The sequence below is a fragment of the Thermomonospora echinospora genome, assembly GCF_900108175.1.
GTDB lineage: Bacteria > Actinomycetota > Actinomycetes > Streptosporangiales > Streptosporangiaceae > Thermomonospora > Thermomonospora echinospora.
Genome location: NZ_FNVO01000003.1, coordinates 118,968 through 144,500, shown reverse-complemented (window position 1 = coordinate 144,500; position 25,533 = coordinate 118,968). Strand labels below are relative to the sequence as shown.

The following is a 25,533-nucleotide window of genomic DNA, read 5'->3' as shown; positions in this document are numbered from 1 at the left end:
GACGGCATGACCGACGGGTGGCCCGAGGGCTGGACACGACAGGGGCGGCGTGAGCGCCGGATGGACGCGCCGACCGAGCGCATGCCTCCTCAGGAGGAGGCCTACGACGCGTACGACCCCTACGACGCCCGTCGGGAAGCGGCCCACCAGGACTACGGGCCCCCGCCCGGCTACGACGCCCGGGACGACTTCGGCTACGAGCAGCCGCCGCCTCGGGCCCGGCGTGGAGCCGCCAGGCGCGCCGGTGGACGGCGCCGCTGGCCCCGGGTGCTGGGCGCGCTGGTGGCCCTGCTGCTCGTCGTGGTGGTCGGCGGCTACTTCTACCTCGACTCCCGCCTGCGGCGCGAGGCTGTCCTGGAGGACTACGCGGGCCGTCCGGCCGACACTCCCGGCACCAACTGGCTGGTGGTGGGCTCCGACAGCCGCGAGGGGCTGTCGAAGGAGCAGCGCAAGGAGTTCGCCACCGGTAACGCCAGCGGGCGGCGCACCGACTCGATGATGCTGCTGCACTATGGCGCCGGCGGCACCACCCTGCTCAGCCTGCCGCGCGACTCGTACGTGCCGATCCCCGGCCGCGGCTCCAACAAGCTGAACGCCGCGTTCGCCTTCGGCGGCCCCAAGCTGCTGGTGCAGACCGTGGAGAAGGCCACCGGCGTGCGCGTCGACCACTACGCCGAGATCGGCTTCGGCGGGTTCGTGGGCGTGGTGGATGCGGTGGGCGGTGTGGACATCTGTGTCGAGCGGCCGCTGAAGGACCCCAAGGCGGGCCTGGACCTGCAGGCGGGCTGCCACACCCTCAGCGGCGGCCAGGCGCTCGGCTTCGTCCGCACCCGCAACTTCACCAACGGCGACCTGGAGCGGGTCCAGAACCAGCGCAAGTTCTTCGCCGCGCTGATGGACAAGGCCACCAGCCCCGGGGTGATGTTCAACCCGTTCCGCGGCGTCCCGCTGGCGCTCAACTCCACCTCCAACTTCACCGTGGACGAGAACGACCACCTGTCGGACCTGGCCCGGCTGATGTGGGCGATGCGCAGTGTCAGCGGTGGCGGGGGGATCACCACCACCGTGCCGATCGCCGGTTTCGGATCGGCGCCCGGGGTGGGCTCCTACGTCCGCTGGGACACCGCCAAGTCCTCGGCCCTCTTCGAGGCCCTCCGTGAGGACAAGCCGGTGCCCAGCAGCGTCGTCACCAAGTGACGGGGTGGCGGTGTCACCAAGTGACGGGACGGCGGCGGTAGAGTCCTGGCATGGGCGACGCCGCTGAATTCACCGACTACGCAGAACTCGACCGGTTGCCGACCAAGGAACTGCACGACGAGGCGATGAAGCTCGCGCTGGCGCGCGGCGACCTGGGGTTCCTGTGGCGGGTGCTGCGCGACATCCCCGCGGCGGAGGCCGCCGCGGGGCAGCCGGCCCAGGGCACCGCGGACATCCTGCACGTCTCGGCACTGATCAACGAGTTCCTGCACGCCGGTGAGGGCGACGTGGCCGAGGCGCTGCGCCCGGTCTACCTCGACTACCTTGCACCAGGCCGGTCTTCGGCCGACTGATCAGGGGTTCTTTACCCTTTCTTGAACCTCGTTCCCCTCCCCTCGATGGGCACCGTGCGTGATGATGTAAGCACGGAGAGTGGAGGATCATGAACAAGAAGTGGGTTAAGCTGTCCGCCCTAGCCTTCGCGGCCTGGTACGTGATCACCCGGCCCGTCGGGGCGGCCGACGCGGTGTCCAGCGCGGCGGGAGGGCTCGGCAACGCCGCCGAGTCGGTGTCGACCTTCTTCGGCGCGATTCTCTGACCGCGTGCGGGAAATCTCCGGCCCCGTGCCCATGGCGGGCGCGGGGCTCTTTCGTCGCCCAGATCACGGCGCTGCCGCCGAATCCGCCTCCCGGCCGGGGTGTGTCCGATCTCATCGTCCGAGGGTGACCTGCGGGTAAGTAGTGACTCGATCGTCGACCCCGTACCTCTTGGGACAGGAAAGCCTTACAGTCTCTTTGCGGGCACATGCAGGTGGGCACATCTGACATGGGTCGGTGTGTGCCACTGCGCTACACGAGGGACGGCGACGGGATGAACAAGAAGCACCTCCGCTATGCGGCGATCGCCTTTGTCATCTTCTACCTGTGGACGGATCCCCAGGCTGCGGCCGACGTGGTGAACAACACGATCTCGGCCCTGGGCGACGCCGGTGATTCGCTCTCGCAGTTCGTCAGCAACATCGGGACCTGACGGGCGCGAACACCTCGTCCGACGCGCGCGGCCCGCGTCAACGGTGACGTGGGCCCTCCATGGATCGCCCCCGGTCTCCTAAGATCGGGACCATGCCGGTACACGACGTGGAGATCCAGGACCTGCGAGGCGGCCCGGCCGACCTCGCCCAGTACCGCGGCAAGGCCATGCTGGTGGTCAACGTCGCCTCCCAATGCGGTCTGACCCCCCAGTACAAGGGGCTGGAGGAGCTGCACGAGCGGTACGCCCCCCGTGGTTTCACCGTTCTCGGGGTGCCGTGCAACCAGTTCATGGGCCAGGAGCCCGGCACCGCCGAGGAGATCGCCGAGTTCTGCTCGACGAACTACGGGGTCACCTTCCCGATGACCGAGAAGATCGAGGTCAACGGCGAGGGCCGGCACCCCCTGTACCGGGAGCTGGTGGACTTCCCCGACGCGGGCGGCCACACCGGCGACATCCGGTGGAACTTCGAGAAGTTCCTGGTCGGCCCGGACGGCTCGGTGGTGGCGCGGTTCGCCCCGCAGACCGAGCCGGACGACGACGCACTGGTGGCGGCCGTCGAACGGGCCCTGCCCGCCTGAGGCGCCCCCGTCCGACGGCGAGCGGGCCGCGAGTGGGTACGTTCCGTTCCGACGCGGCCGGGACGCGCGTTCCGCACGATCCCGGCCGCCCCGCAGACCGAGGACACGGGCCCCGCTCCGCCGCCGGGCGGGCGGCGCCCGCACGGGAGCCGATCCACCCGACCGGAGGAGACCGATGTTCATGGGCGGCTGGCGAGCGGCCGACATTCCCGACCTGACCGAGCGGCGCGCGATCGTCACCGGGGCCAACAGCGGGATCGGCTACCACACCGCGCTGGAACTGGCCCGGCACGGCGCTGCGGTCGTGCTGGCCTGCCGCAGCGCCGAACGCGGCGGCGCCGCGCTGGAGCGGATCCGGGCCGAACTGCCGGACGCCGACGTCACGCTGGCCGCACTGGACCTGGCGGACCTGGCCTCGGTACGGGACTTCGCCGCCGGCCACGGCGCCCGGCCGCTGGACGTCCTGGTCAACAACGCCGGGGTGATGGCGATCCCGCGGCGTGCCACGGCCGACGGCTTCGAGATGCAGTTCGGCACCAACCACCTCGGCCACTTCGCCCTCACCGGCCTGCTGCTGCCGGCCCTGCTGGCCGCGCCGGCGGCCCGGGTGGTGACGGTGACGAGCGCGCTCGCCTGGGCCGGCCGGATGAACTTCGACGACCTGAACGGCGAGCGCCGCTACCGGCGCTGGCAGGCCTACGGCCAGTCCAAGCTCGCCAACCTGCTGTTCGCCAAGGAGCTGGACCGGCGGATCGCCGGGCTGACCAGCCTGGCCGCCCATCCCGGCTACGCGGCCACCAACCTGCAGACGGCCGGGCCGCGGATGGCGGGCGACCGCCTCGGCGAGCGCATCATGACGATGGCGAACCGGCTGGTGGCGCAGAGCGACGCGGCGGGCGCCCTGCCCTCGCTGTACGCCGCCACCGCGCCGGACGCGCGCGGCGGCGCCTGCTACGGGCCGCGTGGCTTCCAGCAACGAGGACTGCCAACACGGGTGCGCACGCCTCCCGCGGCCGGCGACCGGGAGACCGCCCGGCGGCTGTGGGAGGCCTCCGAGCGGCTCACCGGCGTGACGTACGAGACCCCGGCGACCTGACCGGCCGGCCGGACGGACGTGGGCTCTGGCGGAGCGTCGGGGCCGGGATGTGGCTCTGGCGGAGTGTCAGGGCTGGGACGTGGCTCTAGTGGAGCGGGACGAGCCCGTCAGCGCCCGTCCGGAGTCCGATGGGCCGGGCGCGCCGGGGCTGGACGACCCCGAGCGGAAGGGGACGGGGCCGCCCAGCCGGTCGGTCCGCTGCACCGGCCCCGTCTCTACCTGCCGCGCCTGGCCACCAGGTCGCGGGCCCGGTCCACCAGGCCCGTGCCGGGATCCAGCAGCCTGTTGAGCGGGGGCGTGTCGGGGGTGCTCGGATGCGGACGGGTCGGCGCCGTCTTCTTGGCCCGCTCCACCTTGGCGCCCAGGTCCACCAGCGTCTCCCCGTCGCAGACGGACCTCAGCCGCGGGAACAGCAGGTCCTCCTCCTCGGCGATGTGCTCGCGGACCTCCCGTTCCAACCGGCCGAACACGTCGTCGAACCGGTGGTCGCCGGTGTCGATGCGCTCCAGTTCCTTCATGGTCCGCTCGGCCGCCGCGTGGTCGGCGATCTCCTTGTCGGCGATCCGGTCGCCGTCCGGCAGGTGCCGGCGCACCGCGGGGTAGAGATACTGCTCCTCGGCGACCGCGTGCCGGACCAGTTCGATGATCACCTGGTCGGTCACCTCCCGGCGGGTCCGGGTGTCGGTGACCGGGAGCGCGGTGAACCGGTCGAACAGCTCCTCCAGCTCGCGGTGGTCGTGCGTCAGGACAGCGATGACGTCGCGTTGCCCGTCCTGCATATGTCCTCCCTCCAGCCGATGGCGCCGCCCTACCCGCCGCCCGGGGCGGCAAACGGCGGGGCGCCCGGCCCGATCGTGCATAATCCCGGCTCGCTGGGTAGGGGTCGGCGCGCTCACTCGTAGTTACCCAGGGAGGTGGAATCCGTGGCGCACAAGCTGCTGGACGACAGGACCGACACCGAGCCCCTCAAGGACAAGTCGGTCGCCGAGCTGCTGCGGCTGCTGTCGGACCAGGTCCGCGAGCTGGTGCAGCAGGAGCTGCGGATGGCCCGCAGCGAGCTGATGGAAAAGGGCAAGAGCGCCGGCCGCGGCGCCGGGATGTTCGGCGCGGCCGCCATCACCGCGCTGTTCGGGGCGGGCACGCTGCTGGCCACGATCGTCCTGGCGCTGGACCTGGTGCTGCCGGCCTGGGCCGCGGCGCTGATCGTGGCGGCGGTCCTGCTGGCGACGGCCGGGATCATGGCCCTGATGGGCCGGGCCCAGACCCGCAAGGCCGTCCCGCCCATGCCCGCCCACACCGTCGAGTCGGTGAAAAGGGACGTCCAGGCCGTCAAGGAACACGCCCACCACCACTGAGCCTGCACCGCCCCGGCCGCGCCCCCGGGGCGGCGCCCCCGCACGCCGTCAGGGGCCCCTCTCGGGATCCCAGTCGAACGTGGCGGGCAGGGCGCCCTCCAGGGTCAGCAGCCAGCGTTTGATCTCCACACCGGAGCCGCCGCTGTAACCGCCCAGCCCGTTGCCCGCCACCACCCGGTGGCACGGCACGATGACCGGGATCGGGTTGGCGCCCATGACCTGGCCGATGGCCCGGGCTGGTACGCCGATGCCGCTGCGGTCGCCCAGCTCGCCGTAGGTCAGCACCTTCCCGTACGGGACCGTTTCGTACAGGGTCTGCAGGACCCGGCGCTGCACCCGTGAGGTGAGCCGCCAGTCGACCGGCAGCCCGAACTCGCGCGACCTCCCGGCGAAGTAGGCGGCCAGCCCCTCCGTCGCCGCGCCGGCCCGGCCGGGATCGTCCACCGGGGTCAGGCCGGAACGCTCCGCCACCCGCGCCCGCGCGGCGGGGGAGTCGTGGAAGTCCACCGACATCACCCCTGATCCGGTGACCGCCACGAGCATCCGCCCCAGCGGCGTGTCCACCGCCCCGAACGCCACCGTCCCGTCCATCCACCGGCCTCCTTCACCCGCTCATCACGCTAGCTCCCGCCCCCGGCACCCGGACGAAGATCACCAACACTGCGTTCGCCGCCTGGTGCGGCGGAGTGTCGGGTGCCGGGGTCAGGGCGTTAGGGGGTCAGGCTCCGGTGCAGGCGGGCGGCCTCGCGGACCAGGCGGCTGGAGCCGCCGCGGGCCGCCACGGCGGCGAGTTCGGGGATGTGGCCGCGGGCGCCGGTGCCCTCCACGGCCTGGGTGCCGAGGGCGATCAGGTCGGCCAGACCGGTCGCGGGACGTTCGCCCGGGGCGGGCAGCAGGCCGGGCAGGGCGGCGGCGATCGCCGTCCAGACGTCGGCGTGGGCGCCCGCGCGGGTGGCGTCGCCGAGGGCTTCGGTGACGCGGTTGAGCTTGAGGCCCTCCAGATCGACGAGGGTGGCCAGGGCGGTCCCCAGCTCGGCGGCCGGCAGGTGCCCGCGTCCGCAGAAGGCCAGCAGGGCGTCCACGGCGCCGGAGCGCTCCTGCTGGTGCTGGGCGGCCAGGCCGTAGGCGAGAGCGGTCGCCGTCGCCGGACCGGCGGGGCCGTCGGCCTCGGCCAGAGCGAGCAGCGTGGCGCCCTGGCCGTGCCGGCCGTCGACCCACTCCGGCAGGTAGGGCATCAGGTGGGCTGCGGTGACCTCGCGGTGGGAGGGAAGAAGCGAGGGCCATGAGCCGGTCTCACCGTAGAAGTAGTGGCCGAAGGACTTGTGAGTCCCGTTCCCGTCTTGGGTGAGGCCGCACAGCCTGGACATGACATGCGGGATGCCCGGCGGCGGGGTCACGGTGGCCAGGAGCCGCTCCCTCGGGACGTCCTGGTAGCCGTAGCTGGGATAGCCCTGGTAGACGCGTTCGAGCATGGTGACGGGCCGGCAGGTCACGGTCATGTCGGGCAGCCCCCCGGTCGCCAGCCAGTTGGCCAGGGTCTGCCCGGCGGGGGAGGACAGGAGGCGTGCGCGTGCCACCGCGCCGGAGTCGATTTCCCGGGGGACGCGCAGCAGCGCCTGGTTGAGGTCCACCACATCGGGTTCGACGCCGGCCTCCTCCAGTAGCGCCATCCGCGCGACGAGCGTGCCGGGGTCGATGTGGCCGTTCGCCTCGGTGGGGGCCGCCAGTAGCGTCGGCAGCCTGCCGACGGAGCGGACGGCCGAGTTCGTCCGCCACACCAGGAACCGGTGCATGATCGCCTGGTCCCGGTGCCGGTAGGGCTCGCGCCGGCGTGACTCGGGCATCTCGTGCAGGAACGCCGCCATCGAGGCCGACGTCGGGTGCCGGTATTCCGGCATCACGACGGCACGGGCGCCGGCGGCCAGGTACACGGCCGGGTAGTCGCCATCGAGAAGGGTCCGCTCGTCCAGGGCCCAGGGCGCCACCTCGGGCATGATGCGTCGCAGCGCCCGCTGGGTGCCCTCGGGGTTGCGGTGGGCCTGCTCGACCACCCCTGCCAGCAGCCGTTCGAGGGGCGACCAGGAATGCTCGCGGATCTGGACGACGAGTTCCTCGACCAGTTCCTCAGGCGAGGCGATCGGGGCCGGCGGGCGCCTGGGCACGAACGGCGGCGGCTCCGGAACGAGCGGCGGAGCGAAGGGGGCGTCGTCGAGCGCACCGCAGGACCCGGCGACCAGGGCGCGCAGGTCGGCGGGCAGGTCCGCGGCGGCGTCCCGGACGGCCTGCCGGGCGTCCTCGCCCGCCCGGCCGGCGTGCTTGGCGGCGATCTTGACGGCCCGCTCGCGCAGATCGAGGTTCTCGGAGACGAAGGCGGTGGTGACGGCCCGCAGGGTGGCGTCGACCCGGTCGTGCCCGCGGGCCGTGCGGTCCAGCCAGCTCAGCGTGCGGCCCACCAGCTTCTTCTCGGGGCGGAACAGCAGCGACTCGGCGGCCTCGGTGAACGACGCCTCGTCCAGCGCCCGCGCGTCGTCGGCACGGCGCACCTCCCGCAGCGCCAGCTCGGCCACCGGGCCGGGTGCGGCGGGCAGCAGCCGGACGTAGTCGCGCAGCCGTGCCGTGGCCTCCTCGACCGTGGGCTCCAGGAGGTCGTGCAGCCCTGCGAACCAGCGCAGCTCATTGGCCCGGCCGCCGCGCAGGAAACGGCGCACACAGCCGTCCAGCAGCATCTCCCGCTTGAGCCGGCCGTCCCGCGCCAGCCGCACCAGCGACGGGGCCCAGCGGGTCCCCCCGGCCTCGACGGGATCCCACTGGAGCAGGGCTCCGATGCCGTCCGCCTCGAACATCCGGGGGACCATCGCGTCCAGGAACGGGTCGTCGATCAGGCGGCCGGGCTCGGCCCCCCACTCCACCCAGCCCGCGACGAAGGCGTCACCGGCCGGCGGCTCGTCCCCGGTGTCCAGGACGAGCCTGGCCACGATGTGCCAGTGCATCTCGTCCTGGGATCTGGAGCCGGGCGGGCGCAGCCGGTCGGCGAGGCGCCGGGTGAACTCGGCCCGCCACTGCGGCGTGCGCTGCTCGACGAGCCGGGCGAGCAGGCGGGCCGGCCGCCGGGCCTGGTCGCCGGACACCCACCAGAACCGCAGGTCGGCCCGGCATACCCAGGTCGCGGCGGCGGCCGGGCCGCCGATGGTGCCCGCCCCCGCCAGCAGCAGCGCGCAGGCCGGATGCCTGTCGATCCGGCCGTGCTTTTCGCGCAGCTTCCTCAGGAGGCCGGGCAGCGCGTCGGCGGCCGCGTGGCGGTCCTCGGGACCCATGGCCAGGATCAGGTCGGCCACCCGTTCCTGTCTGCCCGCGGTGATGGCCTTCTGCAGGTCGTTCCAGTCGGTCATCGGTGGCTCATCTCCTTGTCGGCCTGGCGTACCAGCTTGGCGGCCAGCACGTGCTTGCAGGGGCCGCGGCCGCCGCGGTGGTCGGCCCACCACGGGCAGGTGCACGAGACACGGTCGCCTTCGAAGCGCACCTGGCGGGGCCGCCCGTCGCTGGTCACCACGGCCAGGTCCGGGTCGGTGAAACGGACGGCCCCGTCGTCGGCCAGCGCGCGGGCCGAGCGCAGCCGGGGGTTCATCGCGGCCACCCGCGCCGGGTCGTAGGGCAGCTCCCGGTGGAAGTGGGCGGCCTCGGCGGCGTCGTAGCCGACCCGGCCCGACGTGCCGAGCTGGGTGAGCGCGGCGCGGACCCGGCCGGCGGGCAGGCTGGCGCGCTCGGCCAGCAGGTCGGGCTCGACCCGGGGCTCGAAGGCCAGCAGCGCGCCTACCAGGTCGGCGTCGTAGGCCGCCTCGTCCGTGGCGAGCGCCTCCAGCACGGCGCCCTCACCGGAGAACCCGCGCCGCACCTCGGGGGACAGGGTGAGGACGTAGCGCATGCCGGGCAGCTCCAGCTCCCAGGCGCTGGCCACCGGGGGCGACCCGGAGGTGACCGCGGGACCGTACACGCGCAGCGCGCGGGCAAAGCGCAGCAGTGGCAGGGCCGTGGCGAGCCGGTGCGGCCCGGCCAGGCACACCGCGCCCGGCGCGGGCCGGGACGTCAGGCGCAGCGTGCGCCCGGCGGGCACCGCCCACTGCTCGACGCGCGGGTTCTGCGGCAGCGCGCGCAGGAACCGCACCGCCTCCGCCCGGCCCAGCTCCGCCCGCAGGTCGAACCCGGAGGCGATGACCTGCACCTCGGCGAACCCGCGCAGCCAGCGGTCCGGCAGCGGGACCTTCTTCTCCACCACCGCGCCGTCCAGCGTGGTGACCGCCAGCTCGTCGGCGCCGACCGCCAGGTGCAGCGGGTCGGAGCCGCCGACCCGGGCCAGCGCCTCGCGCAGCGGCCCGTTGACGTCCACGTTGGTGGTGCCGCGCTCCAGGACCTCCCCGTCGAGCGCCCCTTCCAGGACGTCGAGACGGGCGTAGACGCCGCAGCAGGCCGAGAAGGACTCCATGCGCAGCCGGTCGCCGTTGCAGGTCACCACCGGGTCGCGCATGGAGGTGGGCCGGGGCTGGTGGTAGCGGGCCTGCGCCACGTCGGCCAGGCCGAGCAGCGCCGCCGCGGCCGGGGCGGCCTGGGTCAGCAGCCCGCTGAAGAAGTGGGGGTGGGCCTTGGGGCCGGAGTCGGTGGTGCCGCCGGAGGTCGACAGGCCGAGCTGATCCCCGGCCAGCCCGGACGGGCGGGTGTAGGCATATGCCTGTGCCGTAGCCATGCCCGGAAATTAACGACAGGCACCGACATTTCCCGCGCCCCCGCGCGGCCGGCGGTCCGTGCCGGGACGTTCCCCGCCGGGTCCGCCGGCGGTGTGGTGGGGGTGTGTCGGGACCTGCCGAGGTCGAGGGTACGCTCAAGGAGTGCGACGGTTCCTCACCCCTGGCTGGCTCGGGCTGCACGCGCTCGCCATAGCGCTGTGCAGCACGTTCCTGGTGTTCGGATGGTGGCAGCTGAGCCGGGCGCAGGATGGCAACGACCGCAGTTGGGCCTACGTCTTCGAGTGGCCCATCTTTGCGATCTTCGTGATCGTCATGTGGGTCAAGATGATCCGCGACGAGCTCAACGACGACGGCGCCCCCAAGCCCAAGCTTCCCCTCGAACCGGCCGAGCCGCCCGCCAAGGAGCAGATCATCCGGCGGCACGAGGAGGAGGACGAGGACCTGGCGGCCTACAACCGCTACCTGGCCCGGCTGAACTCCCAGCCGGACCGGCACGGCTGAGGGCGCACCGTCGGCGGACCATCCGGCCGGGACCGGCCCCGGCCACGGTGGCGGCACGGCGATGCCGCCGGGGCGAGGACGCCCCAGACAATCCCAGACGATGAGGAGTGATCTGTGGAAGCGGCGATCAACCGGTACCGCATCCTGGCCGTCACCGTCGGCGTGATGCTGCTGTTGCTCGTCTTCGTGGGCATGCCGATCCGCTACATCGGCGGCAACGCGACCCCCTCGGGGATCATCTCGCCGATCCACGGCACGCTCTACATCGTCTACCTGGCCTTCGCGTTCGACCTGTACCGGCGGGCGGGCTGGCCGCTCAAGCAGTTCGTGATCATGGTGTCGGCGGGGCTGGTGCCGTTCCTGGCCTTCTTCGTGGAGCGCAAGATCGTCCGCGACGCCCGGGCCGCTCTGGCCGCCGATCCCGCCCGCGCCTGACCCCGGGCGGCGCCGGCCGCTCGGCGCCGCGCCCTTGATCCGCACCCCTGACCCGGGCCACCGCCCGCGCCGTACAGGCCGCCGGTGGACCCGGTCTCGGCCTCCGGCCGTGCGGGGGCCTGAGACGGCCGTCACGCGGCCGTGCCGTTCCCGATCGCCGGCCGGTGCGATCCGCCGCCGGTGAGCCGGCCGAGCCCGGCATGGCCCGATTCCCCTCTGGCACTGGCCGGGCCCGCCGCACGGGATTATCTTTGACTCGGTCAAAGAATGAGCCGAGGAGCCGCCCGTGTCCGTCACCACCGGCGACATCGCCGCCGTCCGCCGCTTCAACCGTTTCTACACCGGTGTCATCGGAGTGCTGGGCGAGGGCCTGGTACGTACCCCCTACTCGCTCACCGAGGCCAGGGTGATCTTCGAACTGGCGCAGCGGGAGGCCACGGAGGTGGTCGCGCTGCGCCGGGACCTCGACCTTGACCCCGGTTACCTGAGCCGGATGCTCGCCCGCTTCGAGTCCCAGGGGCTGGTGGCCCGGGAGCGCTCGGCCGAGGACGCCCGCCGCCAGGTCGTCCGGCTCACCGGGACCGGCCGGGACGTGTACGCCATGCTCGACGAGCGGTCCAGCCAGGACATCGAGGCGATGCTGGCGCGGCTGCCGGCCGGGCGGCGGGACCGGTTGATCGGCGCGATGCGGACCCTCCAGCACCTGCTGCAGGAGCCGGCGGGCCGGGGCGAGTGCGTGCTGCGGCCGCCGCGTCCCGGCGACTTCGGCTGGGTGGTGCAGCGCAACGGCGCCCTCTACGCCGAGGAGTACGGCTGGGACCGCACCTACGAGGCGCTGGTGGCCCGGATCGTGGCCGGCTTCGCCGAGGACCACGACCCGCGGCGGGAGGCCGCCTGGATCGCCGAGCTCGACGGCGAGCCGGTGGGCTCCGTCTTCTGCGTCCGCAAGGACGACACGACAGCGCAGCTACGGCTGCTGCTGGTGGAGCCGTCCGCCCGCGGGACGGGCATCGGCTCGCGGCTGGTGGACGAATGCCTGCGCTTTGCCAAGGGGGCGGGCTATGCCGAGATCATGCTGTGGACCAACGACTGCCTGGCCGACGCCCGGCGCGTCTACCAGCGCGCCGGGTTCGAGTTGCGCGACGAGGAGCCGCATCACAGCTTCGGTCACGACCTGGTCGGCCAGTACTGGGGCCGTCCCCTGTGACCCGGCCCCGCCGCGCGGCAGGGCCGTGACGTGCGGGCCCCGCGGAGGCGGACGTGCGGGACCCGCGGAGGCGGGGGCCTCCGCGGGTCCTGGGGTCGCAACGGTCGAAGTGATCGCTCAGGGTGACCGGTCCGCTCGTTCGCCGGTCCGGTGCACCGCGCCGTTCATGGGCGCATCGGATGGAGCAGACGATCACCCCCCTCCGGCGTGCCGCGGTGATCCCGGGCCCGGCCGCCGGGCTCGGGGTGGCGTGCCGGGCCAGATACGCCACCCCGAGGTCTGCGTCGCCGTCCCGCCGGAGCGGCGGGGTGGCCCGTGGCCGTCGAGGCGAGGTCGGATGCCGGCGCCGCGGGGGCATACGGCGCCGGCATCCGCTGCTCGCGTACCGACGGCGCCCACGGGGGCGTCGCGGACGGATGGGGAGGGCGGTGCAGGGCGGGTCCGGGACGGCCGAGGATCCGAGGTGTGTCCCGGGCGGGCACAGGTGCCGCGTCCACCGCGCCGCGCGGAACCGGGGAGGCGTTGCGCGGCGGTGGCGGCGGGCACGGGGTGCGGGGGAGTGCCGCACCGGGAACATCCTCGGCCGTCCGGACCTGGCCCTGCGGGGCGGAGTCGGCCGGACGGCCGCCGGTGGACCCGGTCCCGGTCCCGCTCGCGGAATCCGGGACCGGAACCGCCCGCCGTGCCGTCCGCCGCATCCGACCCTCCTTGCCGCGGGGCGTGGAGCCGGGCCGTCTCTTTGCCGGCCCGAGAGGCTCTCCATCACCCTGCGTCGCTATCTCGTTGCTGTTGGTACCCGGAGTTCACCGGGGCGTAAACGCAGGTCAACGAAGATTGGCGGAAGTCCCGGATTGTCTGGCCCCCAGGTCAGAACCCTTCCGGGTGCGGCGTGGCGCCATGGGCGGCGGCACTGCGGTCGGAGTGAGGGGCGCCGTCCGGGGACGGCCCGGCCGCCCCCGGACGGTGATCGCTGAGAGCGAACGGTGCTGCGGAAACAAAGTCATGCTCCGTTTTCTTGAGTGTGGATGACTCAACTTTGCGTTGAGCCCCCGAACGATGGAGAGGCTGAGCATGAGCGAGACCCTCACGCTGCCGGTGCTGCCCCTGGACGACGAGGCCGTGCTGCCCGGGATGGTGGTGCCGCTGGACCTGTCGGCGGGCGAGGTCCGCGCCGCCGTCGAGGCCGCCCGGGCCGCCGACCGGACCAGGGGGCCCGGTATCCGGTCCGCCGCCAAGCCCCGGGTGCTGCTGGTGCCCCGTGTGGACGGCCGGTACGCCGCCATGGGCACGCTGGGCGTGATCGAGCAGGAGGGCCGGCTGCCCGGCGGCGAGCCCGGCGCCGTGGTGCGCGGCGTGGCCCGCGTCCGGATCGGCACCGGCACCACCGGCCCCGGCGCCGCGCTGTGGGTGGAGGGCACCGAAGTGCCCACCCCGCCCGCCGGGCGGCGCGCTGAGGAACTGGCCAAGGAGTACAAGGGCCTGGTCAGCGCGATCCTGCAGAAGCGGGGCGCCTGGCAGGTCGTGGACGTGGTGCAGCGGATCGACGACCCCTCCCTGCTGGCCGACAACGCCGGCTACGCCCCCTACCTGACCACCGAGCAGAAGGTCGAACTGCTGGAGACTCCGGACGTGGTCGAGCGGCTGGAACGGGTGATCGGCTGGACCCGCGACCACCTCGCCGAGGTGGACGTGGCCGAGTCCATCCGCAAGGACGTCCAGGAGGGCATGGAAAAGCAGCAGCGCGAGTTCCTGCTGCGCCAGCAACTGGCGGCGGTCCGCAAGGAACTGGCCGAGCTGAACGGCGACGCCGCCGACGAGGAGGACGACTACCGCGCCCGCATCGAGGCCGCCGACCTTCCCGAGAAGGTCCGCGAGGCCGCCCTCAAGGAGGTCGACAGGCTGGAGCGCGCCTCCGACGCCTCTCCCGAGAGCGGCTGGATCCGCACCTGGCTGGACACCGTCCTGGACATGCCCTGGAACGAGCGCACCGAGGACTCCTACGACATCGTGGGCGCGCGGGCCGTGCTGGACGCCGACCACGCGGGCCTGGAGGACGTCAAGGAGCGCATCATCGAGTACCTGGCCGTCCGCAAGCGGCGCGCCGAGCGCGGGCTCGGCGTCGTCGGCGGGCGCCGTTCCGGCGCGGTGCTGGCGCTGACCGGCCCGCCCGGGGTGGGCAAGACCTCGCTCGGCGAGTCGGTCGCCCGCGCCATGGGACGCAAGTTCGTACGCGTCGCGCTCGGCGGCGTCCGGGACGAGGCCGAGATCCGCGGTCACCGCCGCACCTACGTCGGCGCGCTGCCCGGCCGGATCGTGCGGGCCGTCCGCGAGGCCGGGTCGATGAACCCGGTCGTGCTGCTGGACGAGATCGACAAGGTCGGCGCGGACTACCGGGGCGACCCGACCGCCGCGCTGCTGGAGGTGCTGGACCCGGCGCAGAATCACACCTTCCGCGACCACTACCTGGAGGTCGAGCTCGACCTGTCGGACGTGCTGTTCCTGGCCACCGCCAATGTGCTGGAGGCCATCCCCGAGCCGCTGCTGGACCGCATGGAGCTGGTGCGGCTGGACGGCTACACCGAGGACGAGAAGGTCGTCATCGCCCGCGACCACCTGCTGCCCCGCCAGCTGGAGAAGGCGGGCCTGGAGCCGGGCGAGGCGACGTTCACCGAGGACGCGCTGCGGATGCTGGCGGCCGAGTACACCCGCGAGGCCGGGGTCCGCTCGCTGGAGCGCTCGATCGCCCGGGTGCTGCGGAAGGTCACCGCCAACGTGGCGCTGGACAGCGCACGCCTGCCGGTGACGGTGGACGCCGGCGACCTGCGGGACTACCTGGGACGGCCCCGGTTCACGCCGGAGACCGCGCTCGGCGAGTCCGAGCGGCGCACCGGCGTTCCGGGCGTGGCGACCGGACTGGCGGTGACCGGCACCGGCGGGGACGTGCTCTACATCGAGGCGTCGCTGGCCGACCCGGAGACCGGCGACGTCGGCGTGACGCTCACCGGGCAGCTCGGCGACGTGATGAAGGAGTCGGCCCGGATCGCGCTCAGCTACCTGCGTTCGCGGGGCGCGGAGCTGGAACTGCCGGTCGGCGACCTGAAGAACCGGGGCGTCCACGTGCACGTGCCCGCCGGGGCGGTGCCCAAGGACGGGCCCAGCGCGGGCATCACGATGGTCACGGCGCTGGCGTCGCTGCTGTCGGGCCGGCTGGTGCGCGCGGACGTGGCGATGACCGGCGAGGTGTCGCTGACCGGTCGGGTGCTGCCCATCGGCGGCGTCAAGCAGAAGCTGCTGGCCGCGCACCGGGCCGGGATCACCACCGTGCTGATCCCCAAGCGCAACGAGCCGGACCTGGACGACGTCCCGGCCGACGTGCTGGAACAGCTCACGGTGTTCGCGGTCAGCGACGTGCGGGAGGTGTTGGAGCTGGCGCTGGAGCCGGCCGCCGGCGCGGCCGTCGCCGCCTGACCCGCGCTCCGGGGACGCCCGAAGACCCGGGGCGGTGATCCGTCCCGGGTCTCCCCGGAGCACGAGGCCCCGGGGAGACCTGGCAGACACAGGGCCCCTCGCCCACCCCAGGCGAGGGGCCCTGCTCCGTTCCACCCCACCATGTCGACGCACGGGAGGGCTTCAAGGTTCCTGACAATCGGTGGACATTGATGTGGCCTCCGCCACTTCGGGCGGAACGCTGGTCCCTGATCGAAACAAGCGCTAGGTTTCCGGCCATGCGCGTGTTCGTCACCGGGGCCTCCGGATTCGTGGGCTCCTATGCGGTCGCCGCCCTCCTGGCCGCCGGGCACACGCCCCGCGCACTGGTTCGCGACCCGGCCAGGGCGGCCCGGGTGCTCGCCGCGCTCGGGGTGGACACCGGACGGGTGGACATGGTCACCGGCGACATGCTGGACGAGGCCGCGGTCGGCGAGGCGCTGGACGGCTGTCAGGCGGCGATCCACGCGGCGGCCTCGGTGGGCGTCACCGGGGCGGGAGGCGACCTCGTCGAGATCAACGTGGGCGGCACCCGCAACGTCGTCGGCGGCGCGGTGCGGCGCGGGCTGGACCCGGTGGTGCACGTCTCCACGGTCGCGGTGTTCGTGCCGCCCCGTGATCCGGTGATCACCGTGGACGGGCCGCTGGCCAGCCCCCGCACCGGCTACGGCAGGTCCAAGGTGGCCGCCGAGCGGTACGTGCGCGGCCTGCAGGACGAGGGCGCACCGGTCACGATCGTCTACCCCGGCGGAGTGTGCGGCCCCTGCCAGCCCGTGCTCGACTCGCTGATGGAGGGGCTGGTGGGCGCGCTCGGCAAGATGTGGCCGCTGCCGCCCGGCGGGGTGAGCGTCATCGACGTCCGCGACCTGGGCGAGGCGCTGGCCCGCGCCGTCGTCCCCGGCCAGGGCCCCCGGCGGTGGCTGCTGGGCGGGCACTATCTGACCTGGCGCGAGTATGCGGACCTGTGCGACGCGCTGACCGGGGTGAAGTGCCGGCGGCTGCGGGTGCCCGGCACCGCGTTGCTCGCGATGGGCGCGCTGCTGGACGCCGCCAAACGGGTGCGCGACTTCCGCTACCCACTGACCAGGGACGCCGCCGAGTTCATGACCAGGCTGGTGCCCACCGACGACCGGCCCGCCCTGGAAGCGCTCGGGCTCGGGCTGCGTCCGATCGAGGAGACCCTGTCCGACGGGCTGCGCTGGCTCGCCGAGGCCGGGCATCTGGACCCCCGCAAGGCGGGCCGGCTGGCCCCCGTGGCCGAGGAGCGATGAATGGCGGCGTTGATACAGAAGACCTTCGGACCGATCTTCCACCGGATCTCGGGCTCGCCCCGGTTCGCCAGGGTCGGGCCCAGGATCGTGCCGCCGCTGGACCGGGCGCTGCACCGGGCGACCGGCGGGCGCCTCATGCTCGGCCAACTGCTGGTGCCGAGCCTGGTGCTGACCACCACCGGCAGCGTCAGCGGCCTGCCCCGGCAGGTGCCGCTGGCCTGCATGCCCGAGCCGGACGGCGGCTGGGTCGTGGTCGGCAGCAACTTCGGCCGGGAACGGCATCCGGCCTGGACCGCCAACCTGCTCAAGGAGCCGAAGGCCACCGTCGCCTTCCGCGGCCGGACCGTTTCGGTGACGGCGCGGCTGCTGGACGACGCCGAGCGGGCGGAGGTGTGGCCCCGGCTGCTGCGCGTCTGGCCGGTCTACGGCCGGTACGCCGAGCGGGTGGATCGGGAGCTGCGGATCTTCCGCCTGGTGCCCGACCCGCCGGTCCACTGAGCCCCGCCGCGCGGGCTACCGCCGCCGTCGCCGGCCCCGTACCACGTGGGAGACCTTGCGCCCGATGAGCAGATAGGCCAGCACGACACCGGCGGTGTTGAGGATGACGTCGTCGACGTCGAAGGCCCGGCCGAGCACCACCGCGCCCTGGACCGTCTCGATCGCCAGCGACGCCATCGCGCCCACCAGCGCCAGCCGCAGTGGCCCGCGCAGCCGGGTGGACACCACCGGGAGCAGTACGCCCAGGGGGGCCAGCAGCACCAAGTTGCCGCCGAGCTGGACCGCCGCCTCCCAGAGGGGCCGGTCGAAGTAGAACCGCAGTGAGTGCCCGGGGTCGAGGTTGCCGCCGGCCTGGCCGTTGTCCTGCACGGGGCTGAGGGTGAGGAGGGCCGCGTAGTAGCAGAAGACGCCCAGCGCGCCGAGGGCGACCAGGACGCCGAGCACGCGCAGAACCGTCACGTACCACCGCGTCCCGCGGTCTTCGGAGGCGGTCGAATGGGTTTCGGCCGACGTGAGCACGCTCTGCTCCCTGTTCTCAAGTGGGGACGATCGCAGACGCTTGTGCCCTCTTAGATCGCGAGTATGCGCGCCTGCGCGCCCACCGGGGTGTTTCCCCGGCGTCACCCTTTGCTCGACGCCGGGAAAGCCGTCAGTGCTCCACCAGGGTGAGGGCAAACGAGTAACGGGCGGCCCGATAGACGTGGCTGCCGTACTCCACCGCCCTGCCCTTGTCGTCATAGGCGATGCGCGTCATGGTCAGCAGCGGCGTGCCGCGATGCTCATCGAGAAGCCTGGCCTCCGCGGCGGTGGCCGGGCGCGCCCCGATGGTCTGGTGGGCGATCCGCAGGTTGACCCCGGCCGCCCGCAGCGTCGCGTACAGCCCCTCGCCGGTCAGCCTCTCGGCGGTCAGCTCCACCAGCCCGGCCGGCAGGTGGTTGGTCATCAGGGCCAGCGGCTCGTCCCCGGTCAGGCGCAGCCGCCGCAGCCGGACGACCTCGGCGCCGGGGGCCAGCCCCAGCCGCCCGGCGAGCTCGTCGCCGGCGGGCACCACGGCGCATTCCAGCACCCGGGTGCGCGGCCGCTGCCCGGCGGCCGCCAGGTCGTCGTGCAGGCTGGTCAGCTCCAGCGACCGACGCACCTGGGGCCGGACGACCTGGGTGCCGACACCGCGCCGGCGCACCAGCAGGCCCTTGTCGACCAGGTGCGCGATGGCCTGCCGCACGGTGGGCCGCGACAGCCCCCACCGCTCGGCCAGCGCCAGCTCGTTGTCCAGCCGCGACCCCGGGGGCAGCGTGCCGTCGTGGATGGCGCTCTCCAACTGCTGGGACACCTGGAAGTACAGCGGCACCGGGCTGCCGCGGTCCACGGTCACGGTCATCCTGGCGTCCGGCACCGCAGCTCCTCCCTGGCCGATTGCGGACAAGTCATAACCTCATGATGTCATGACAAATCGTTGACAGCCATGGAACGCTCCATGAGACTCGGGCCATTCATCCGCAACATGACCGCAACGTCGGGGACACACGACCGGACGGAGGACGTTCATGAGGATCGGGCTGGCGGGCGCGGGACGCATCGGGGCGCGCCACGCGCGGACCCTGCGGACACTGCCCGCGGTGCAGACCCTGGTCGTGGCCGACGCCGACCCGGCGCGCGCCCGGTCCCTGCGGGACCGGGCGGCCGGAGCCGGCGGGGCCGACGTCGTGGCGGTGGACTCGGTGGACGCGCTGTTCCGGGCCGGGCTGGACGGGCTGGTGGTGGCCGCCGCGACCGACGCCCATGCGGAGTTGGTGCTGCGGGCGGCCCGTGCCCGGCTACCGGTGTTCTGCGAGAAGCCGCTCGCCGCCGACCTTGATGGAACGGTCCAAGTAGTGGCGGCCACCCGGGACGTGCCCGTGCAGGTCGGCTTCCAGCGGCGGTTCGACGCCGGTCACCTGGCCGCCCGGGCGGCGGTCGCCGACGGCCGGCTGGGCTGGCTGCACACCATGCGCTCGTGCACCTTCGACCCCGCCCCGCCGCCCCGCGAGTACGTGCCGGGCTCGGGCGGGCTGTTCCGCGACTGCGGGGTGCACGACTTCGACGCCATCAGGTTCGTGTCCGGGCGCGAGATCGTCCGGGTCGTTGCGGTGGGCGCCAACCGGGGAGACGGCTTCTTCCGCGAGTACGGGGACGTGGACACCGCCACCGCCGTGCTCACCCTGGACGACGACACCATCGCCACCGTCTCGGCCACCCGCTACAACGCCGCCGGCTACGACGTCCGGCTGGAGGTTTTCGGGTCCAGGGACAGCATCGTGGCCGGGCTGGACGAGCACACCCCGCTCACCCCGGTCGGCCCCGGGCGCATCCCGGCCCCGGCCGCCCCTTATCGCGGCTTCATGGAGCGCTTTGCCGCCGCCTACGACGCGGAGCTGAGCGCCTTCGTCGACGTCGTCGCGGGCCGGCGGGAGCCCCCGTGCCTGCCCGAGCAGGCGCTGGAGGCGTTCTACGTGGCCGAGGCGTGCGAGGTGTCCCGACACGAGGGCCGGCCGGTCGCCGTGGCCGAGATCCGCGAACGGACGACCGTGCGATGACCACGCGACACGGCACCGAGGGCCGTGCCCGGCGGCAGGACGAGGAGGGCGGATGGGTTCGCTGATGGAGAGAGTGGCCGGGGCGCCGATCTCATGGGGCGTGTGCGAGGTGCCGGGCTGGGGGCTGTGGATGTCCGCCGGCCGGATCCTCGGCGAGATGCGCGACCTGGGCCTGCAGGCCACCGAACTCGGGCCGCAGGGATTCCTGCCCGCCGACCCCCGGCGGCGGGCCCAGATGCTGCGGGCGTACGGCCTGGTACTGGCGGGTGGGTTCGTTCCCATGGTGCTGCACGACCCCGCCCACGATCCGCTGCCGGAGGCCGACCGGGCGATGGACGCGCTGGGGGAGGGCACCCCGCTCGTGCTGGCCGCCGCCACCGGCCTGGACGGTTACGACGAGCGGCCCGACCTCGGCACCAAGAACTGGGTGACGCTGATGGCCAACTTGGACGCGGTCGCCGCCCGCGCCACGGAGCGGGGCCACGTGGCCGCGCTGCACCCGCACATGGGCACCGTGGTGCAGGGCAGACAAGAGGTCGAGCGGGTGCTGGACGGCTCCGGCGTCCCGCTGTGCCTGGACACCGGCCACCTGTTCATCGGCGGCGCCGACCTGCAGTTCCTGGCGCGTACGGTGCCCGACCGCATCGCGCACGTCCACCTCAAGGACGTCGACGCGGACCTGGCCGCACGGGTGCGCGACGGGGCGCTCACCTACACCGAAGGGGTCCGGTCGGGCATGTACCGGCCGCTGGGTCACGGGGCCATCGACATCGCCCGGCTGGTCGCCACCCTGGAGGACGCCGGCTACGAGGGCTGGTACGTCATGGAGCAGGACACCATCATCGACACCGAGCCCCCCGCGGGGGCGGGCCCGGCCGTCGAGGTGGAGGCGGGGCTGCGGCTGCTGCGCGAGGTCGCCGATGGCCTCCGATGACCTGATCACCATGGGCCGGGTCAGCGTCGACCTCTACCCCCACCAGGTCGGCGCGGCGCTGGAGGACGTCGAGTCGTTCGGCCGGTACCTGGGTGGCAGCCCCACCAACGTGGCGGTCGCCGCCGCCCGGCACGGCCGCCGCACGGCGGTGATCACCCGGACCGGGGCCGACCCGTTCGGCCGGTTCGTACGCCGGGCGTTGCGGGAGTACGGGGTGGACGACCGGTTCGTGACCGAGGTGCCGGGGCTGCCGACGCCGTTGGCGTTCTGCGAGATCCATCCGCCCGACCGCTTCCCGCTGTACTTCTACCGGTATCCCAGGGCGCCGGACATGCAGATCGCCCCGGACGAGCTGGACCTGGACGCCATCGGCGCGGCCAGGATCCTGTGGGCCACCGTCACCGGCCTGGCGGAGCAGCCCAGCCGCGATGCCACGCTCGCGGCGCTGGCGGCCCATCCGGGCACAACGATCCTCGACCTGGACCACCGGCCGATGTTCTGGCCGTCCCCGCGGGAGGCCCGGCGGTGGGCGGCCGAGGCGCTGCGGCACGCGACGGTCGCCGTCGGCAACCTCGACGAGTGCGAGGTGGCGGTGGGCGAGCGGGAGCCCTGGCGCGCCGCCCGCGCGCTGCTGGACCGCGGTGTCGAGCTGGCCGTCGTCAAGCAGGGCCCCCAGGGGGTGCTGGCCGTCACCGGGCACGAATCCGCCGAGATCCCGCCGATCGAGGTCGAGGTCGTCAACGGGCTGGGCGCCGGGGACGCGTTCGGCGGCGCCCTGTGCCACGGCCTGCTCGCCGGCTGGGACCTGGCGCGGACGGTGCGGTTCGCCAACGCCGCCGGGGCGATCGTGGCCTCCCGGCTGGCCTGCTCGCCCGCCATGCCCACCACCGCGGAGGTGGAACGACTGATCGAGGGGAACGGCCGGTGTTCGCACGGCGCTACGAGGAACTGACCGAGATCAGGGCCACCCGTCCGGAGGAGATCGCCCGGGCCGCCGACCGGCGGGTCCGCAGGCCCTGGCCGGCCGGCGTGCGGGGCCGGCTGATGATCGTCGCCGCCGACCACGCCGCCCGGGGCGTGCTGGGCGCCGGTGACGCCCCGCTGGTCATGGCCGACCGCCGCGATCTGCTGGAACGGCTGTGCACCGCGCTGGAGCGCCCCGGCGTGGACGGTGTGCTGGGCACCCCCGACGTGATCGAGGACCTGCTGCTGCTCGGGGCTCTGGACGGCAAGGTCGTGCTGGGGTCGATGAACCGGGGCGGGCTGGCGGGCGCCCGCTTCGAGATCGACGACCGGTTCACCGCCTACGACGTGCCGGCGATCCGCGCCGGCGGCCTGGACGGCGGCAAGATGCTGCTGCGCGTGGACGACGAGGACCCCGCCACCGCCCGCACCCTGCGGGCGTGCGCCCTGGCCGTCTCCGGGCTGGCCGCCCACCGCAGGATGGCCGTGGTCGAGCCGTTCGTCAGCCGCCGCGAGCCCGGCGGGCGGCTGCGCAACGTGCTCACCTGCGAGGCGATGATCCGAGCCGTGTCCGTCGCCGCCGGGCTCGGCGGCACCTCCGCCTACACCTGGCTCAAGGTGCCGGTCGTCCCCGACATGGAACGGGTGATGGCCGCCTCCACCCTGCCGGCCCTGCTGCTCGGCGGGGAGAGCGGGCTCGACAGCGCGCTGCCCGCCTGGCAGAAGGCGCTGTCCCTGCCGTCCGTGCGTGGCCTGGTCGCCGGCCGCGCCCTGCTGTACCCGCCCGATGACGACGTGGCCGCCGCCGTCGACGCCGCCGTGGAGCTGCTATGACCACCACCATCACCCCGAGAGCGCGGGTCGGGACCATTCTGGGCTGGAGGTGCGATGACCTCTGTCACTCCTGAGAGCGCGGGCTGGAACCATTCTGGGCTGGAGGTGCGATGACCTCTGTCACTCCTGAGAGCGCGGGCTGGAACTAGTCCGGGCTGGAGGTGCTGGACCTAGGGCCGGGAGGGAGCCGTACGTTCCCCACCGGCGACGCCGAGCTGCTGGTGCTGCCGTTGGCGGGGTCGTGCACCGTCACGGTCGATGACGAGACGTTCGAGGTGGAGGGGCGCGACAGCGTGTTCTCCCGGGTCGGCGACTTCGTGTACGCGCCACGGGACGCGCGGGTCACCGTCTCCACGGCGGCCGGTGGCCGTTTCGCGCTGCCGTCCGCGCGCTGCGAGAACCGGCTGCGCCCCCGCTACGGCCCCGCCGAGGACGTTCCGGTGGAGCTGCGCGGGGCGGGACAGGCCAGCCGCCAGGTCAACAACTTCTGCACCCCGGAAGCGTTCCCGCACGCCGACAGGCTGATCGCCTGCGAGGTGCTCACCCCGGCGGGCAACTGGTCGTCCTACCCACCGCACAAGCACGACGAGGACCGCCCCGGCGAGTGCGTGCTGGAGGAGATCTACTACTTCGAGATCGCCGCCGGTCCGTCCGGGCCCGGCATCGGCTACCAGCGGGTCTACGGCACCGGCGAACGGCCCATCGACGTGCTGGCGGAGGTCCGCACCGGCGACACGGTACTGATCCCGCACGGCTGGCACGGCCCGTCGATGGCGGCGCCCGGCTACGACATGTACTACCTCAACGTGATGGCCGGGCCGTCCGCCGAACGCGCGTGGCTGATCTGCGACGACCCCGCCCACTCCTGGGTACGCGCCACCTGGGAGGGGCAGCCGGTGGACCCGAGGCTCCCCATGACCTCGGCCAAGGGCGTGGAGGGCACGCGATGAGGCTCACCGTGGGACAGGCGATCGTGCGCTTCCTGGCCGCGCAGTGGTCGGAGCGGGACGGGACGGAGCGCCGCTTCTTCGCCGGGTGCCTGGGCATCTTCGGGCACGGCAACGTGGCGGGCGTCGGCCAGGCGCTCCAGGAGTACGGCGACGACCTGCGCTACTACCAGGCCCGCAACGAGCAGGCGATGGTACACACGGCGGTCGGCTTCGCCCGCGCCAGCGACCGGCTGCGCGCGTTCGCCTGCACCGCCTCGATCGGGCCCGGCGCCACCAACATGGTGACCGGGGCGGCGCTGGCCACCGTCAACCGCCTCCCCGTCCTGCTGCTGCCCGGCGACGTCTTCGCCACCCGGGCCGCCAACCCGGTGCTGCAGGAACTGGAAGACCCCCGCTCCTACGACGTGTCCGTCAACGACTGCTTCAGGCCGGTATCGCGGTTCTGGGACCGGATCAACCGCCCCGAGCAGCTGCCGTCCGCGCTGCTGGCCGCCATGCGGGTGCTGACCGACCCGGCCGAGACCGGCGCGGTCACGCTGGCGCTGCCGCAGGACGTGCAGGCCGAGGCGCACGACTGGCCGCAGGAGCTGTTCGAGCGGCGGGTGTGGCACGTGCCGCGCCCGGTGCCCGAACCGGCCGCGCTGGCCAGGGCCGTCGCGCTGATCCGCCGGGCCGAACGCCCGCTCATCGTCGCCGGGGGAGGCGTCCGCTACTCGGAGGCGAGCGGTGAGCTGGCCGCCTTCGCCGAGCGGACCGGCGTCCCCGTGGCCGAGACCCAGGCGGGCAAGGGCTCGCTGCCGTGGGAGCACCCGGCCGCCGTCGGGGCGATCGGCGCGACCGGCACCACCGCCGCCAACGCCCTGGCCCGCGATGCCGACGTGGTGCTCGGCGTCGGCACCCGCTACAGCGACTTCACCACCGCCTCGCGGAGCCTGTTCGCCCGCGACGGCGTCCGGTTCGTCAACCTGAACATCGCCGCGTTCGACGCCGCCAAGCACGCGGGGGAGACGCTGGTCGCCGACGCGCGGGCCGGGCTGGCGGCGCTGGACGGGGCGCTGGACGGCTGGTCGGTGCCCGACACTTACCGCGCCGAGGCCCGGACGCTGACCGAACGCTGGAACGCCGCGGCCGACCGCGCCCTGCGCCTCGGGCACGCCCCGCTGCCGTCCCAGCCGGAGATCATCGGCGTCGTCAACGAGGAGGCCGGCCCACACGGCGTCGTGATATGCGCGGCCGGGTCGATGCCGGGCGACCTGCACAAGCTGTGGCGGCCCGGCGACCCCCAGGGATATCACGTGGAGTACGGCTACTCCTGCATGGGCTACGAGATCGCCGGTGGGTTGGGCGTGAAGCTGGCCGACCCCGGCCGCGAGGTGTTCGTGCTCGTCGGCGACGGGTCGTACCTGATGATGGCGCAGGAGCTGGTGACCGCCGTCGCCGAGGGCGTCAAGCTCGTCGTGGTCCTGGTGGACAACCGCGGGTTCGCCTCGATCGGCGGCCTGTCGGAGTCGGTCGGCGCCGAGCGCTTCGGCACCCGCTACCGCTACCGCACCCCCTCCGGGCTGGACGGCGACGTCCTCCCGGTCGACCTGGCCGCCAACGCCGCCAGCCTCGGCGCGGACGTGCTGCGCGCCGCCACCGTCGAGGAGTTCCGCCAGGCGCTGCGCAAGGCCGTGGCCGCCGATCGCACCACCGTCGTCCACATCGAGACCGATCCGTTGGTGAGTGCTCCCGACAGCGGGGCATGGTGGGACGTGCCCGTCGCCGAGGTCTCCGGGCGGCGGGCCGTCCGCCGGGCCCGCGCCCGTTATGAATCCGATAAGCGGGCTCGGCGACACTATCTGTGATCCTGACGTTCACCCCACCCCGAGGAGAACGGAGAAG

General features: G+C 73.5%; 24 protein-coding genes and 1 pseudogene. 19 read left to right on the top strand and 6 right to left on the bottom strand.

Annotated elements, in window-relative coordinates; all coding sequences use genetic code 11:
• The first annotated feature begins 6 nt into the window (after positions 1-6).
• The 6 genes from C4U03_RS08175 (at position 7) to C4U03_RS08155 (ending at position 3,903) form a co-directional block, all read left to right on the top strand.
• Positions 7-1,197 carry an LCP family protein gene (locus C4U03_RS08175; protein ID WP_235017713.1) on the top strand — a complete coding sequence of 397 codons (1,191 nt, stop codon included), beginning with the start codon at positions 7-9 and terminating at the stop codon, positions 1,195-1,197.
• A gap of 50 nt (positions 1,198-1,247) precedes the next feature.
• Positions 1,248-1,550, top strand: a complete 303-nt coding sequence (locus C4U03_RS08170; protein ID WP_103937082.1) for a hypothetical protein — start codon at positions 1,248-1,250, stop codon at positions 1,548-1,550.
• An 89-nt stretch (positions 1,551-1,639) separates the two neighbouring features.
• Positions 1,640-1,795, top strand: a complete 156-nt coding sequence (locus C4U03_RS41075) for a hypothetical protein (protein WP_200827135.1) — start codon at positions 1,640-1,642, stop codon at positions 1,793-1,795.
• A 272-nt stretch (positions 1,796-2,067) separates the two neighbouring features.
• Positions 2,068-2,226, top strand: a complete 159-nt coding sequence (locus C4U03_RS41070; protein ID WP_200827134.1) for a hypothetical protein — start codon at positions 2,068-2,070, stop codon at positions 2,224-2,226.
• Positions 2,227-2,318: 92 nt separating this feature from the next.
• Positions 2,319-2,807 carry a glutathione peroxidase gene (locus tag C4U03_RS08160; protein WP_103937080.1) on the top strand — a complete coding sequence of 163 codons (489 nt, stop codon included), beginning with the start codon at positions 2,319-2,321 and terminating at the stop codon, positions 2,805-2,807.
• A 175-nt stretch (positions 2,808-2,982) separates the two neighbouring features.
• Positions 2,983-3,903: an oxidoreductase gene (locus tag C4U03_RS08155; RefSeq protein ID WP_103937079.1), complete on the top strand. Its 921-nt coding sequence runs from the start codon at positions 2,983-2,985 to the stop codon at positions 3,901-3,903.
• Positions 3,904-4,118: 215 nt separating this feature from the next.
• Here C4U03_RS08155 and C4U03_RS08150 read toward each other — a convergent pair whose 3' ends face one another.
• Complete coding sequence (locus C4U03_RS08150; protein WP_103937078.1) at positions 4,119-4,682, bottom strand: hemerythrin domain-containing protein; 564 nt, start codon at positions 4,680-4,682, stop codon at positions 4,119-4,121.
• A gap of 144 nt (positions 4,683-4,826) precedes the next feature.
• On the opposite strand from C4U03_RS08150, the gene C4U03_RS08145 reads away from it, so the two are divergent.
• Positions 4,827-5,258: a phage holin family protein gene (locus C4U03_RS08145; protein ID WP_103937077.1), complete on the top strand. Its 432-nt coding sequence runs from the start codon at positions 4,827-4,829 to the stop codon at positions 5,256-5,258.
• Between the two features lie 48 nt (positions 5,259-5,306).
• Here C4U03_RS08145 and C4U03_RS08140 read toward each other — a convergent pair whose 3' ends face one another.
• From C4U03_RS08140 to C4U03_RS08130, 3 genes are all read right to left on the bottom strand, one after another.
• Positions 5,307-5,849 carry a methylated-DNA--[protein]-cysteine S-methyltransferase gene (locus C4U03_RS08140; RefSeq protein WP_103937076.1) on the bottom strand — a complete coding sequence of 181 codons (543 nt, stop codon included), beginning with the start codon at positions 5,847-5,849 and terminating at the stop codon, positions 5,307-5,309.
• A 119-nt stretch (positions 5,850-5,968) separates the two neighbouring features.
• Positions 5,969-8,647: a DUF6493 family protein gene (locus tag C4U03_RS08135; RefSeq protein WP_103937075.1), complete on the bottom strand. Its 2,679-nt coding sequence runs from the start codon at positions 8,645-8,647 to the stop codon at positions 5,969-5,971.
• Positions 8,644-9,996, bottom strand: a complete 1,353-nt coding sequence (locus C4U03_RS08130) for an SWIM zinc finger family protein (RefSeq protein WP_103937074.1) — start codon at positions 9,994-9,996, stop codon at positions 8,644-8,646. The genes C4U03_RS08135 and C4U03_RS08130 overlap by 4 nt, the downstream gene beginning before the upstream one ends.
• A gap of 142 nt (positions 9,997-10,138) precedes the next feature.
• On the opposite strand from C4U03_RS08130, the gene C4U03_RS08125 reads away from it, so the two are divergent.
• The 6 genes from C4U03_RS08125 to C4U03_RS41065 all read left to right on the top strand — a co-directional run bounded on the left by C4U03_RS08125 (position 10,139) and on the right by C4U03_RS41065 (position 17,395).
• The gene (locus tag C4U03_RS08125; protein WP_103937073.1) at positions 10,139-10,498 is read left to right on the top strand and encodes a hypothetical protein; all 360 of its coding nucleotides are present in this window, start codon (positions 10,139-10,141) and stop codon (positions 10,496-10,498) included.
• Between the two features lie 114 nt (positions 10,499-10,612).
• A complete protein-coding gene (locus C4U03_RS08120; protein WP_103937072.1) occupies positions 10,613-10,933 on the top strand; it encodes a DUF3817 domain-containing protein in 321 nt (106 codons plus the stop codon).
• A gap of 286 nt (positions 10,934-11,219) precedes the next feature.
• Entirely contained in the window at positions 11,220-12,140 is a 921-nt protein-coding gene (locus C4U03_RS08115; RefSeq protein ID WP_103937071.1) for a bifunctional helix-turn-helix transcriptional regulator/GNAT family N-acetyltransferase, read from the top strand.
• Positions 12,141-13,211: 1,071 nt separating this feature from the next.
• Complete coding sequence (gene lon / locus C4U03_RS08110) at positions 13,212-15,608, top strand: endopeptidase La (RefSeq protein WP_103937070.1); 2,397 nt, start codon at positions 13,212-13,214, stop codon at positions 15,606-15,608.
• Between the two features lie 257 nt (positions 15,609-15,865).
• On the top strand, positions 15,866-16,897 hold the full coding sequence (locus C4U03_RS08105) for an NAD-dependent epimerase/dehydratase family protein (protein ID WP_200827132.1): 1,032 nt from the start codon (positions 15,866-15,868) through the stop codon (positions 16,895-16,897).
• Entirely contained in the window at positions 16,898-17,395 is a 498-nt protein-coding gene (locus C4U03_RS41065) for a nitroreductase family deazaflavin-dependent oxidoreductase (RefSeq protein WP_200827131.1), read from the top strand.
• 15 nt (positions 17,396-17,410) lie between these two features.
• On the opposite strand, the gene C4U03_RS41675 is transcribed toward C4U03_RS41065, so the two are convergent.
• Positions 17,411-17,854, bottom strand: a complete 444-nt coding sequence (locus C4U03_RS41675) for a VanZ family protein (RefSeq protein WP_235017712.1) — start codon at positions 17,852-17,854, stop codon at positions 17,411-17,413.
• A gap of 190 nt (positions 17,855-18,044) precedes the next feature.
• Positions 18,045-18,788 (bottom strand): GntR family transcriptional regulator, encoded by a 744-nt coding sequence (locus C4U03_RS08095; protein ID WP_103937068.1) that lies wholly within the window; start codon positions 18,786-18,788, stop codon positions 18,045-18,047.
• Positions 18,789-18,939: 151 nt separating this feature from the next.
• On the opposite strand from C4U03_RS08095, the gene C4U03_RS08090 reads away from it, so the two are divergent.
• The 6 genes and pseudogenes from C4U03_RS08090 to iolD all read left to right on the top strand — a co-directional run bounded on the left by C4U03_RS08090 (position 18,940) and on the right by iolD (position 25,496).
• Positions 18,940-19,968: a Gfo/Idh/MocA family protein gene (locus tag C4U03_RS08090; protein WP_103937067.1), complete on the top strand. Its 1,029-nt coding sequence runs from the start codon at positions 18,940-18,942 to the stop codon at positions 19,966-19,968.
• A gap of 52 nt (positions 19,969-20,020) precedes the next feature.
• Positions 20,021-20,902 (top strand): TIM barrel protein, encoded by an 882-nt coding sequence (locus tag C4U03_RS08085; protein WP_103937066.1) that lies wholly within the window; start codon positions 20,021-20,023, stop codon positions 20,900-20,902.
• Positions 20,889-21,854: a 5-dehydro-2-deoxygluconokinase gene (gene iolC / locus C4U03_RS08080; RefSeq protein ID WP_103937065.1), complete on the top strand. Its 966-nt coding sequence runs from the start codon at positions 20,889-20,891 to the stop codon at positions 21,852-21,854. Before C4U03_RS08085 ends, iolC begins: the two co-directional genes overlap by 14 nt.
• On the top strand, positions 21,827-22,699 hold the full coding sequence (locus C4U03_RS08075; protein ID WP_103937064.1) for a Cgl0159 family (beta/alpha)8-fold protein: 873 nt from the start codon (positions 21,827-21,829) through the stop codon (positions 22,697-22,699). The genes iolC and C4U03_RS08075 overlap by 28 nt, the downstream gene beginning before the upstream one ends.
• A 110-nt stretch (positions 22,700-22,809) precedes the next feature.
• Positions 22,810-23,649, top strand: a pseudogene (gene iolB / locus C4U03_RS08070) (5-deoxy-glucuronate isomerase).
• A complete protein-coding gene (iolD, locus tag C4U03_RS08065; RefSeq protein WP_103937063.1) occupies positions 23,646-25,496 on the top strand; it encodes a 3D-(3,5/4)-trihydroxycyclohexane-1,2-dione acylhydrolase (decyclizing) in 1,851 nt (616 codons plus the stop codon). Before iolB ends, iolD begins: the two are co-directional and overlap by 4 nt.
• The last annotated feature ends 37 nt before the right edge of the window (positions 25,497-25,533 follow it).